This window comes from Wukongibacter baidiensis, from assembly GCF_050888315.1.
Classification (GTDB): Bacteria; Bacillota; Clostridia; order Peptostreptococcales; family Caminicellaceae; genus Wukongibacter; species Wukongibacter baidiensis.
On sequence record NZ_CP138202.1, the window covers coordinates 3,751,389 to 3,764,273 of the forward strand.

The window sequence follows — 12,885 nt, forward strand, 5'->3', positions numbered from 1 at the left end:
AGGTTATAAGTTAAACTTCTAAGATTAAGGCTATATTTTATATTTTTTAGCTAGAAAGTATCTATGGATAGAGAATTGATTCTAAGACTTTAAACTTAGAAAGAGGGTGGAGGCTGTCTCATAAAGGTTTCTTATGAGTTCAGCCTCAGGGTGTTTCAGAAATTCGCCATTATGAAACGCCCACACCTCCATTTTTTAACTTTCTATATAAGGTACGCACACCAATACCAAGTTCCTTGGCTGCAGCAGTTTTTCCTTTAACATCCCAACCGTACTTATCTAATGCAGCTATTATTGCTTCCAATTCTGTATTTTGGACCTTTTCTTTAATTTTATTTTCACTATGGATCTTATTTCTTAAGAATCTTTCAGGTAGGCTATCTAAAGTTATGGCTTCTGATTCCTCAATATTAACGCAATACTCAACTATATTTTGGAGCTCTCTGATGTTTCCAGGCCAGTCATAGGAGGTGAACAAGGACATAACATCATTAGAAAACTCAAGTATATTTTTATTAAGTCTTAAACTATACTGCTTTAGAAACTCAAGGGCTAAATCTTTGATATCGCTTTTCCTCAACTTCAAAGGGGGCAGATCTATGGGAATAACATTCAGACGATAATAAAGATCCGATCTAAATTCTTTTTTCTGAACCATTTCCTCGATATTTTGATTCGTTGCAGCTATGACCCGTACATCTACTGGAATAGAAGTAATACCCCCCACTCTTTCAAAGGAAAATTCCTGTAATACTCCTAAAAGCTTAGCCTGCATAGGCAAAGGCATTTCACCGATTTCATCTAAAAATAAGGTGCCGCCTGAAGCTAATTCAAAACGTCCAGGCTTTCCCCCTTTTTTAGCCCCTGTAAAAGCACCATCCTCGTATCCAAAAAGTTCACTTTCAAAAAGGGTTTCAGGTATACTGGCACAGTTAACAGAAATAAAGGGTCCATTAGAACGATTACTTACATGATGTATAGCCTTAGCCAAAAGACCTTTACCTGTACCGGTTTCACCAGTTATCAATACAGTTGAAGAACTATTTGCTATTTTTTTTGCCCTGGCTTTAAGGTTTTGTATTATTTGGCTACTTCCTTTTATACTGGCTAGAGAGATGCTCGGCTCAACATCAATAGAGTTCTTTTTATTTAGTGAAAATAGTTTCTTTTGACTTATATGTATGACCGAACCGGTAAAAACGCCATCGGTTTTAATAGGTGTTGAGGAAAAGTTGGCGTAAAAGTTATTGATCTTTACACGTTTATTTATAATGCTATGGCCACCTAATATTTTGTCAATCGTCTTTTGGGGGAATAGCTGAAATATAGATTTTGTATAAAAGTTGCAAAAGGAAAATAGATTAAGGGCTGAAGAATTGATGTGGGTTACTAAACCATTGCTGTCAATTGTCAACAAAGGGTCAGCTGACAAATCTAAAGCACCTTGAAGAGTTTTTTCTAAGCTCTCAAACTCATTTTTTCTATGTTTTTGAAAAACGATATTAGAAATAAGTTTTGTAACTATATTTAGAACTTCGATGTAATGATGGGTGTCCTCTGTTATTCTATCATGACCTTCCTTTGAAAAAGAGGTCAAGGTGATGACTCCGATTGGCTCATCTCCAATCTTGATACTACTTAGGATTTCGATGGTTGCAGGGCAATGTTCTCTAAATCTACAGCCAATACAGGATTTCATATAGCCCGGTTTATTCACTAAAACATTGCCATTAATGAGAACCTCCTTTATTGATGGTGCATGTACAGCCTTTCCTTTATGATGTAAATAGGATTCCGTGCTTGTGACTAATTGGCTTTGTGTATCAAATACAGCGGCATCAACCTTGATAAAGTTACTGATAACATCAATGACAGATTGTAAATCACTTCTGAACTCCATAAGTGGAAGCATCTAAAACACCTCAAATAAAATTATTATAAATACTATCTTTAATTATAAAATATACTGACAAATTTGACAAATAAAATGACATAAATGACAATTTGTGTTTGGGAAACTTTGAAATATTTAAAATGCTGTAAATCGAAGAAGAATTAATTTATTATAATTTAAAAATTTATTAAATTAAAAGTGTTGAAAATAGGCGGAGAAGAGAATAAGTTAAAAAAATATTTTCTAACTTGAACACATTGGCATAGAAAATGCTTATATAGAAAAGCAAGAAGTAAAAAGAACTACATTTTAAATGGAGGTGAGTAGTAGTTAACGAATATCTTTTAGAAGGATGTTGATTATTTTTTAATATATAGAGACTCCAGTGAAGGCTTAATTTAGCGCGTTGTACTAGTTCCAGCTGTCGGGAGTGATGATATTCCCTAGAAATATCGGATATTTTGATATGTATAAGCTAAGTTTCACTAGGAATTCTCTAGAGTTAGGGGGATTAAAGATGTTAGAAAGAAAAGATTTTTTATCGCTGGAAGGTAAGGTTGCAGTTATTACAGGCGCAGCTTCAGGTATTGGACTAGGGACAGCCCAGCTTTTAGCAGCACACGGAGCGGCAGTAGCAATGCTTGACGTTAACCCAATGGGTGAGGAAGAGGCTGAAAAAATTAGAGAAGCAGGAAAAGTAGCACAGTTTTACAAATGTGACGTCACTTCAAGCAGTGAGGTAAAAAATACAGTAAAGGATATTAAAGAGAATTTTGGTCGTATAGATATTTTATTCAACAATGCAGGAGTAACCGTTAGAAAAACTGTTGTAGAACTAGAAGAAAAAGAATGGGACTTTGTCTTGGATGTGGGACTAAAGGGAACGTTCTTACTATCTAAATTTGTTATCCCTGTAATGGCAGAAGGTGGCGGAGGAAGTATTATCAATACCGGCTCTGGATGGGGATTAAAGGGCGGAGATCAGGCTGCTGCCTACTGTGCAGTGAAGGGTGGAATTGTTAACTTAACCCGAGCAATGGCTATAGATCATGGGCCACAAAACATCCGTGTAAACAGCGTTAATCCAGGAGATACAGATACAGCAATGCTCAGGGATGAAGGAGTACAAACTGGAATAGTTGTAGATGAAAAGAGCAGGGATGAATATCTAGAGGAATGTGGTATAGATAGACCACTGAAAAGAATTGGGATGCCAGAGGACATTGCAAATGCAGTACTATTCCTTGCAAGTGATCTTTCTAGCTGGGTTACAGGAGCCGCTTTAGTTGTTGATGGTGGAGGAATAGCGTAGGAACATATTTACTTATCATATAGGAGGGAATTACTTATGGCTATAAAAGGTTTTGAAAGTCATCCATATATACCGAATTCTGTACCAGCGGTACAGGAAGAAATGTTAAAGGAATTGGGATTAAATAGTTTAGAAGACCTTCATGTAGAAGTGCCAGAAGAAATAAAGCTTAAAGAAAACATGAATTTGCCAAAGGCCTTTGGCTCAGAGTATGAACTGAGAAGACACGTTGAAGGATTATTAAACAAAAACAAGACATGCAAAGAATATATTAACTTTTTAGGAGCAGGGTGTTGGCAGCATTATGTACCTGCTATATGTGATGAAATAAATTCAAGGGGTGAATTCCTAACTGCCTATGGTGGAGAGCCATATAACGATCATGGAAGGTTCCAGACCCTGTTTGAGTATCAAAGTTTAGTGGCAGAGCTAGTAGATATGGATGTAGTGAACGTTCCAACTATGGATGGACCTCAAGCAGCTGCTACGTCCGCAAGAATGGCTTCAAGAATTACAGGAAGAAAAGAAGTGCTTGTTCCAAAGCTTATGGATAGACAAAAGTACTTAATAATGAAGAATTATTGTTCTCCTGATATGACCCTTGTTGAGGTAGATTTTAACAAAGAAACTGGACAATTGGATTTAGATGATTTAAAAAATAAAATTTCCGATAAAACTGCAGCAGTATACTTTGAAAATCCGTCCTTCCTAGGATTTATAGAAGAAAATGGTAGGGAAATTTCAGACATAGCCCACGGATTAGGAGCTATAAGTGTAGTATGCGTTGATCCAAGCTCATTGGGTGTATTAGCACCACCGTCTGAGTATGGTGCTGACATTATATGTGGAGATTTACAACCCTTAGGCATGCATATGAACTACGGTGGAGGACAGTCAGGCTTCATGGCCACCCGTGATGAAGAAGAGTATGTAATGGAATTCCCTTCACGCCTCTTCGGAATTGCACCTACTTCTGTAGAAGGAGAGTATGGATTTGGAGATGTTGCTTATGATAGAACATCCTTTGGACACCATAGAGAGCATGGAAAAGAGTATGTTGGAACTCAGTCGGCACTATGGGGAATTACCGCAGCCGTATATTTATCAACAATGGGACCTAAGGGTATGGAAGAACTAGGCCAAACCGTTATGCAAAAATCACAATATGCTATGAAGAAATTAAGCGAAATTAAGGACGTTAAAGGATCCCTATTTAGTGCAGTTAACTTCAAAGAATTTGTTGTGGACTTTAATGGTACGGGAAAAACCGTAAAGGAAATTAACAAACTTCTAATGGAAAAGGGAATCTTTGGTGGAAAGGACTTATCGTCAGATTTTCCAGAGCTCGGGCAAAGTGCACTATATTGTGTAACTGAAATCCATACTAAGGAAGATATTGATAAAATGATAGCGGCTATAGAAGAAGTTGTAGGACAGTAGACCTTAGTGTTAATTATCTATGGAAAGGAAGGATATAGATGAAGAGAATAGATAGAAGCCATAAAGTAAGAAGATTTCACCAAGCCAAGTGGGATGAAGCGATTATATTTGAATTAAGCAAAAAGGGAGAACGTGGAGTATTAGTTCCAAAGGCAGAAGAAGAAATAGTAGCAGAAGTAGGCGATGGAGTATCTAAGATACCTGAAAATATGAAAAGAAAAAAGGCAGCTAATCTACCGGAGGTTTCTCAGTCTAGAGTATTAAGACACTTCATGCGTTTATCCCAGGAAACCCTAGGAGCAGATGTTAATATAGAGATTGGACAGGGGACTTGTACGGTAAAGTATAGTCCAAAGGTTAATGAATTTTTATCTAGAATGCCTGGAATAACTGAAGTACATCCTCTTCAAGATGAGAGCACAATACAAGGAATATTAGAAGTTATGCACAAGACAGATCTTTGCATGAGAGAAATATCTGGTATGGATAGATTTACATTCCAGCCAAGCGGTGGAAGTCAAGGTATACTAACTATGGCTTCAATAGTAAGAGCTTATTTTGAAGAAAAGGGAGAAGTTGATACAAGGGATGAGATAATAACAACGATATATTCTCATCCTTCCGATGCAGCGGCTTCAGCCGTTAAGGGTTATAAAATCATTCACATACATCCTGATGAAAGCGGACAGCCAGACTTTGAAGCCTTTAAGGAAGCTGTTAGTGAAAGAACTGCCGCATTTTTTGTGGCTAACCCAGAGGATACAGGTATATACAATTCAAGAGTGCAGGAATTCACAGATTTAGTTCATCAATTTGGAGGACTATGCGGTTATGACCAAGCTAATGCCAATGGGCTCTTAGGTGTAACTAGAGCAAAGGAAGCTGGATTTGATATGTGCTTCTTCAACCTCCATAAGACCTTCTCGACACCTCACGGGTGTGGAGGTCCAGCTACAGGAGCAACAGGTGTTAGAGAGGAATTAGTAAAATATTTACCAGCTCCACTTATTGATTACGATGGAAGTAAATATTTCTTAAATTATGAAATCGTTGATAATCCATATAGCATTGGAAAGGTTAGACTATTTAATGGTGTAGCACCGGTTGTTCTAAAATCCTATGCTTGGATTATGAGTATGGGAGCAGAAGGACTGTATCAAGTAGCAAAAATTGCTGTACTAAATAACAACTACTTGTATAAGAAACTTATGGAGCTTGAATGTGTATCAGCACCATATGTGACAGAAACTCAGCGTATAGAACAAGTTAGATATACAATAGAAAAACTGGCAAAGGATACGGGAGTTACTACGGGAGATATTCAACGAAGGATGATGGATTTCGGTATGCACTATTGGACTAGTCACCATCCATATTACATTCCTGAACCTATAACCTTAGAGCCGACTGAAACTCCTTCAAAGGCAGATATTGATGAATATATAGAAACCCTAAAGCACATATTTAATGAAGCCTATGAAAATCCAGAAATAATTAAAACTGCACCCCATTGCAGTGTTACCCATCAAGTTGATGAATCAGGCTTGGATGATCCTAATGAATGGGCAATTACTTGGAGAAGCTATTTGAAGAAAACAGAAGCTGAATGTGCAGGAGCGTAATAGGAATGAAGAAACTAGGGCTGATTGTAAATCCCATTGCTGGAATGGGTGGCAGAGTTGGCCTTAAGGGCACCGATGGGGTAGTCGAGAGAGCAATAGAGCTCGGTGCCCTTCCAAGGGCCCCGGAAAGGGCTAAAAAGGCACTTGAAGCCCTCAAGGATATTAGTGATAATATAGAAATATTTACATGTTCCGGTGATATGGGAGAAAGGGAAGCAAAAGAACTGGGATTTAAAACAGAGGTAATATTAGATATTGCAGATAGATTAACTATTTCAAAGGATACGATTAATGCAGCGAAAAGAATGCTAGAAGAAAAGGTTGATTTAATTATTTTTGCTGGGGGAGATGGAACGGCTAGGGATATCTATAATGCAGTGGGAGCGGAAACGGTTGTAATAGGGATTCCTGCAGGAGTAAAGATTCATTCACCGGTTTACGCCCAGAGTCCCATTAGGGCTGGTGAGTTAGCTAGGCTATATCTTGAGGGGAAAGTAAAACAAGTTAAGGAAGTAGAGGTATTAGATATAGATGAAGATGCCTATAGAAATGGAAACGTAAAAACAAGGCTATATGGATATCTAAATATACCCTTTGAGAGAAGATATGTACAAAGTCGCAAGGCTGGTACACCTCTAAGTGAAAAGGCTGCTCAAAATACCATTTCACTAGATGTTATCGATAATATGAAGGAGGATACCCTATATATAATTGGTCCGGGGTCAACTACGAGGCCTATTATGCAGAACCTAAAGCTTCCATATACCCTTATAGGTGTGGATTTAGTATATAATAGAGAGCTTATAGCATCGGATGTCAATGAGGAGAGGCTGTTAAAGCACATTGGAAATAAGCCATGTAAGCTTGTAATAACACCAATAGGAGGACAGGGTTACCTATTTGGAAGAGGGAATCAGCAGCTTAGCCCAAAGGTTATAGAAAGAATAGGAAAAGACAATATCATTGTCGTTGCAACTAAAGAAAAGATTATTAATCTACGGGGCAATCCCTTCCTTGTAGATACGGGAGATATAAAAATAGATGAGATGCTAAGGGGCTATATAAGAGTGATTACAGGCTATAGAGAGCAGATAATTTATAAGATAAGCATATAACTCTTTATAAGAGGTTTTAAATACTCCCATATAAGAGAAGTACAAAGTACGTTTTATATAGAATATCTTTACCCACCTAATGCTTTGTACTTCTCATACAAACAACATACTTTATATATAAGGCCATTCACAGAAGTTAACCTATTTATACTTTTCATAAAGAAACTAAAATAGAGCAAAATCTCTTCTTTAACCCGAATTATTCATTAAAAGTTTGGAAGGGTGCAGGTAGTTTTGAATTTTTCATGAATAATTTGGATTTAATAAACATTCTTAAGAACCCATGACGTAAATAGAGAAGGAACATCCTTAGGCAATAATACCATAAAAAAATAACAGAATATTCTGAATAAATCTTTGGGAGGAGTGCATCAGAATGACATGATATTCATAGATGATAGGAAAACGTATTCATGAATTTTGTTAAATAAATATTAGGAGGTAGTAAAATGGCAATATTAGTTGGAATTTTAAAGTTTTCACCTATTTTTGTTCTTGCGGGGTTATTGATTAGCGGTATGGATGTATTGATAGCTGCACCTATTGCAACAACCTATGCAACGATTCTTGCAATGATAATAAAAAAATATAAATTCAAAGAACTATTAGAGAAGGCATTAAATAATGTAAGGGAAATCGTAATTGTATTTTTTATATTAATGTTTGCATACGGATTGGCTGAATCCTTTATGGCTACTGGAGTTGGCGCAGCGATTATCAACCTATCATTAAACATGGGTATAACTGCAAAGACCGTAGCTGTAGTTGGATTCCTTGTAACCTGTGTACTTTCTGTTGCAACTGGAACTTCATGGGGAACCTTTGCAGCATGTGCTCCAGTATTCTTGTGGTTAAATCATATAGTCGGTGGAAGTGTTTTGCTTACAGTTGCTTCAATAGCCGGTGGAGCATGCTTTGGAGATAATATCGGACTTATTTCAGATACAACGGTACTGAGTTCAGGGCTGCAAAAAGTAGAAATTATCCATAGAGTAAGACATCAGGGCGTTTGGTCAATACTTTGTGCTTTAATCACAGCAATCGTAATATTTATAGTTGGAGTATCCATGGGACTTCCTAGTACAGTTGGCAGCCCAGTAGAAGCAATAAATTCAATTCCACAGGAGGCATGGACTGCTTTAGCCGAAGAAAGGGCGTCGGCGGTAACGCTACTAGAGCAGGTTAAGGGTGGAGTTCCTATTTATATGATCATTCCACTAATAATAGTAATAGGGATGGCAGTAAAGGGATTCCAAACAATGATATGTTTGGGCGCTGGAATAGTATCTTCATTAATTTTAGGCTTTGCAGCGGGAACAGTTACTTCTCTAACTGGTTTTCTAGATCTACTCTACACAGGATTTTCCGATGCAGGAAGCTGGTCCATAGTTATGATGATGTGGGTTGCTGCCTTTGGGGCCATCATGAACAGTATGAATGCCTTTGAACCCCTTGTAAAGGGAATAGTAAATATATCTAAGAACGTTAGACAGCTTATGTTCTGGAATGCAATGCTTTGCCTAGGAGGGAATGCAGCCTTTGGAGATGAAACAGCAGAAATTGTTACTATCAGTCCTATCATTAGAACAATAACCGATGAAAATGTTGAGGCCAGTGAAGAAGACATGTATAAGCTTAGATTAAGAAATGCTACCTTTGCCGATGCGTTAGGGGTATATGGATCACAATTAATACCGTGGCACTGTTTCGTTCTATTCTATGTAGGAATTGCCAATGCAGTATATCCACTTCATAACTTTGTACCCTTTGACATCATCAAGTTGAATTTTATGGCATATATAGCAGTAGCATCAATACTAATTCTAACAGTAACAGGATTAGATAGATTTATACCACTGTTTGGGTTGCCTTCAGAACCAGATGTTAAACTAAAGAAAAAGCGCACCATAAATACCGATGAAACTGCATAGTATATAATACCATCTTAGCTCAGGTTATTTGCATAACGAATAATCTGGGCTTAGTTTCTTGAGGAAAGATAGACTATTAATTGATATATCAGAAAGGAAGTGCTGAAATGGGAAGAGATATTGACAAATATATAAATCGTAATAGGGTAGAAGCGCTTTTAGGAGATTTAGTAGAGATTTACAGTCCTTATCTTCGGGAAGAAAAAGTCATGGATTTTGTGTATGGTTGGTTTAAAGAAAGGGATATTCCAGTAGAGTATCACAGATACTATGAGGATAAGATAACCAATCATCAAGGAGTTAATGTTATTGGAAGAATTAAAGGGAAGAATCAAGGGATTGTAGTGTTACTTAACGGACATTTAGATACCGTAGAGATATGTGAGGGATGGACTAAGGAACCATTAAAGGCAACCATTGAAGGGAATAAACTTTTTGGCCTTGGAGCAGTTGATATGAAGGCTGGTGTTGTAGCTATTATGCTTGCTTTAGAGGCATTTAAAAATACTAATCTAGACTTTAATGGAGAGATACTATATACATTTGTATCCGATGAGGAAGGACCATTTGGATTGGGAACCGATTCACTAATATTAGATGGTATTACTGATAATGTTGATGTGGCACTTGTACCAGAGTCAAGTAATGGGTTTTGCAAGGTTAAGTATCCATGTTTATGCTTAGGAGCATTAGGAGGATGGAGCTATACTGTGAATTTCTTCGGAAGATCAGCCCATGCTGCCACTCCTGAGGATGGCATAAATGCCGTTACCGATGCAGCTAAGGTGGCTTTAGAATTAGAGAAAACTGAGCTAAGACTTGATGATAAGCTCGGTAAGGGATCGATTTGCATTACGAAACTCGAAGGTGGTGGAGCATTATGCAGTGTTCCTCAAAAAGCTTCATTTACAGTCTATCGACATGTAGTAAGAGGAGAGAATAGAGATACAATTAAAAAAGAGGTTATAGATGCTGTAAAAAAGGCAAATATTAAAAGTGAAGTTTCTGTTAGCTTTAGAAATGCTCCCCATAAGGACTGCGTAGGTTATGATCCATACATCGTTCTAGAGGATAGCATCTATACGGAAGCCATTAAGAGTAGTATATCTAGTATAACTGAAAAGGCTTGTATAGAATCATATATTCCAGGAGTCGGTGATTTTAATTATCTAGGTGGACGTAGTAATATTCCCACATATATATTTGGGCCCGATGGTGGAAATTTTCATACAGCTGATGAGTATGTGATGATAGATAGTGTAGTAGAAACATCGAAAGTGATATTTGATTTTCTCTGCAGACTTTTAACATAAGATATATCTATAGTCTATATTATTTAACCAAACTTTTCATGGATAACTCGGTCCTAATGTTGAATGAAAAAGAATTATAGTATATACTTTATTAATCATAGAAAACGATAGAGAAAAGAGGAACTATTTATGAAATATAAAGCAGTGATCTCAGACTTAGATGGAACTCTATTAAACAGTAATCATAAAGTAAGTGACTATTCTAAGAAGGTAATAAAAGAAATTGTCAATAAGGGAGTTAAGTTCTTTATAGCTACCGGTAGACATCATATGGATGCAGAGCATATTAGAAGAAATTTAGAGCTTGATACAATACTTATTACATCGAATGGATCTAGGGTGCATGATGTGGGTAGGAAGGAATTGTTTGCCCAAGATATTGATGCGAAGACGGTTAGAGATATCTTAAACATAGAAGTTGATAAGGAGATTTATGCAAATATCTATCAAGGAGATAGATGGTTTGTAGAGATAGAAAATGAAAAGTTCAAAGAATTTCATAAGGAGTCTGGGTTCACCTATGAGGTTATGGATTTTAAGGCATTAGAAGAGTATTCGTCTTCAAAGGTATTTTTTATCTGCAAAGATCATGAAAAATTAGTGATGCTAAAAGAAAAGATAGAAGACATGATTCCTGAAAAAATAAATATAACCTTTTCTACACCCCATTGTTTAGAAATCATGGCATCTGGAATATCAAAGGGCGCAGCATTAGAAAGTGTGTTGCAGCAGTATGACATCGGTCTAGATGAAGTAATTGCATTTGGCGACGGATTAAATGATTTTGAAATGCTTCAGCTTGTAGGGAAGGGCATAATAATGGGAAATGCCCATGACGAGCTTAAAAAAGCTCTACCACAAAACGAAGTGATACAAAGTAATGATGAGGATGGGGTAGTAAAATATCTAGAAAAACTCTTTTTATAGAGAGTTCTAAGTAAATCTTAATTTGCACACAACTCGAAGCGAGGCCATCGCTTCTATTTTTTTGCAAAAACTTATTAAAGTAACTTTATAAAGTATATTGAAAAACGTAATTCTATGGGTTATACTTAAAGTAAAAGATATAGAAATAATAATATAGCGTATTTAACTATAGAAATAATATAAATTAATCAGAACTAATAAGAAAGGGGATCGAAAACTGTGTTCATAGGAGTAGATTTAGGTGGAACAAATATTGCCGTTGGAATAGTTGATGAATCAGGTCAGTTAAAGCATCAAAAATCTGTGCCAACAAGAAGTGAAAGAAAGCCAGAAGCTATTATAAAGGATATTATTGATCTAATTTCTGAGGTTATTAAGGACTCTGGAAAAACAAAGGAAGAAGTTAAAGCAATCGGTATAGGTATACCGGGTTTAGCAGACCCTAAAACAGGTGATGTTATTGAGTGCGTTAATTTAAACTGGAGAAAGGTGCCCTTAAAAAAACCTATGGAAAAAGCACTAGGTATTCCGGTTTTTATTGATAATGATGCTACCCTAGCTGGCCTTGCAGAGTATGAGGCAGGAGCTATGAAAAATAAGAAAAATGGAGTGTTCATGACCCTTGGAACCGGCATCGGCGGAGGAGTTATTATAGATGGTAAAATTCATACGGGATCTAATGGTGTAGGATCAGAGATCGGACATATGATAGTTGGAGAAAATTATTATGATTGCAATTGTGGAAGAAATGGTTGTATAGAAACCTTTGCATCGTCCACAGCCCTTATTAATTATACTAAGAAGTTAATAAATGAAGAAAATAGTGAAACAATAATGACTGAGAAGTTAAATGGGAATATTGATAACCTAGATGGGAAAATAATCTTTCATGCTGCTATTAGAGGAGATGAACTTGCCAACAAAGCTGTAGATAGACTAGTAAAGTATTTGGCAATAGGTATTATGAACATTACTTCTGTAATAGACCCTGAAATTTTTGTTCTTGGAGGAGGAATTTCAAAGGCTGGAACATTTCTATTAGATAAGGTTAGGGCTGAGGTTTTGAAGAATAAATATTTTAAGACTTTACCTGTTGGTGATATAGTGCTAGCTGAGTTAAGTAATGATGCAGGAATAATTGGAGCTGCAATGCTTGGAAAGCATAATGTATAAAAAGATTAAAAAACTAAACATGAATTAAAGTCCAGAGTAACACATATGATATAAAGTAATGCTAATTTAAGGATTAACAAATTTTACTGAAAGAATGTAGAAGCGTTCATTATTTCAGTAAAATTTATTTTCGGTTTTAAGGTAGCATGACTATAATT

At 36.5% G+C, this 12,885-nt stretch carries 9 protein-coding genes; 8 read left to right on the forward strand and 1 reads right to left on the reverse strand.

Features of this window, described 5'->3' with window-relative positions:
* Positions 1–169: 169 nt before the first annotated feature.
* A complete protein-coding gene (locus tag R9X47_RS16975; protein WP_432662214.1) occupies positions 170–1,912 on the reverse strand; it encodes a sigma-54 interaction domain-containing protein in 1,743 nt (580 codons plus the stop codon).
* A gap of 499 nt (positions 1,913–2,411) precedes the next feature.
* On the opposite strand from R9X47_RS16975, the gene R9X47_RS16980 reads away from it, so the two are divergent.
* The 8 genes from R9X47_RS16980 (at position 2,412) to R9X47_RS17015 (ending at position 12,727) form a co-directional block, all read left to right on the forward strand.
* Positions 2,412–3,206, forward strand: coding sequence for an SDR family NAD(P)-dependent oxidoreductase (locus tag R9X47_RS16980; protein ID WP_432662215.1), 795 nt, complete (start codon positions 2,412–2,414; stop codon positions 3,204–3,206).
* Between the two features lie 36 nt (positions 3,207–3,242).
* Complete coding sequence (gcvPA, locus tag R9X47_RS16985) at positions 3,243–4,646, forward strand: aminomethyl-transferring glycine dehydrogenase subunit GcvPA (RefSeq protein ID WP_432662216.1); 1,404 nt, start codon at positions 3,243–3,245, stop codon at positions 4,644–4,646.
* A 38-nt stretch (positions 4,647–4,684) separates the two neighbouring features.
* Complete coding sequence (gene gcvPB / locus R9X47_RS16990; RefSeq protein WP_432662217.1) at positions 4,685–6,268, forward strand: aminomethyl-transferring glycine dehydrogenase subunit GcvPB; 1,584 nt, start codon at positions 4,685–4,687, stop codon at positions 6,266–6,268.
* A gap of 5 nt (positions 6,269–6,273) precedes the next feature.
* Positions 6,274–7,383, forward strand: a complete 1,110-nt coding sequence (locus R9X47_RS16995) for an ATP-NAD kinase family protein (RefSeq protein WP_432662218.1) — start codon at positions 6,274–6,276, stop codon at positions 7,381–7,383.
* A 449-nt stretch (positions 7,384–7,832) separates the two neighbouring features.
* Positions 7,833–9,314, forward strand: coding sequence for a Na+/H+ antiporter NhaC family protein (locus R9X47_RS17000; protein ID WP_432662219.1), 1,482 nt, complete (start codon positions 7,833–7,835; stop codon positions 9,312–9,314).
* Between the two features lie 107 nt (positions 9,315–9,421).
* Entirely contained in the window at positions 9,422–10,627 is a 1,206-nt protein-coding gene (locus R9X47_RS17005) for a M20 family metallopeptidase (protein WP_432662220.1), read from the forward strand.
* Positions 10,628–10,756: 129 nt separating this feature from the next.
* Complete coding sequence (locus R9X47_RS17010; protein ID WP_432662221.1) at positions 10,757–11,554, forward strand: Cof-type HAD-IIB family hydrolase; 798 nt, start codon at positions 10,757–10,759, stop codon at positions 11,552–11,554.
* A gap of 219 nt (positions 11,555–11,773) precedes the next feature.
* Positions 11,774–12,727, forward strand: a complete 954-nt coding sequence (locus R9X47_RS17015; protein ID WP_432662222.1) for an ROK family protein — start codon at positions 11,774–11,776, stop codon at positions 12,725–12,727.
* Positions 12,728–12,885 lie beyond the last annotated feature (158 nt).

Bases quoted from the DNA above. Each gene is read 5' to 3' on its own strand.
- R9X47_RS16975 (WP_432662214.1), bottom strand. From the start codon at position 1,912: ATGCTTCCACTTATGGAGTTCAGAAGTGATTTACAATCTGTCATTGAT.
- R9X47_RS16980 (WP_432662215.1), top strand. From the start codon at position 2,412: ATGTTAGAAAGAAAAGATTTTTTATCGCTGGAAGGTAAGGTTGCAGTT.
- gcvPA (WP_432662216.1), top strand. From the start codon at position 3,243: ATGGCTATAAAAGGTTTTGAAAGTCATCCATATATACCGAATTCTGTA.
- gcvPB (WP_432662217.1), top strand. From the start codon at position 4,685: ATGAAGAGAATAGATAGAAGCCATAAAGTAAGAAGATTTCACCAAGCC.
- R9X47_RS16995 (WP_432662218.1), top strand. From the start codon at position 6,274: ATGAAGAAACTAGGGCTGATTGTAAATCCCATTGCTGGAATGGGTGGC.
- R9X47_RS17000 (WP_432662219.1), top strand. From the start codon at position 7,833: ATGGCAATATTAGTTGGAATTTTAAAGTTTTCACCTATTTTTGTTCTT.
- R9X47_RS17005 (WP_432662220.1), top strand. From the start codon at position 9,422: ATGGGAAGAGATATTGACAAATATATAAATCGTAATAGGGTAGAAGCG.
- R9X47_RS17010 (WP_432662221.1), top strand. From the start codon at position 10,757: ATGAAATATAAAGCAGTGATCTCAGACTTAGATGGAACTCTATTAAAC.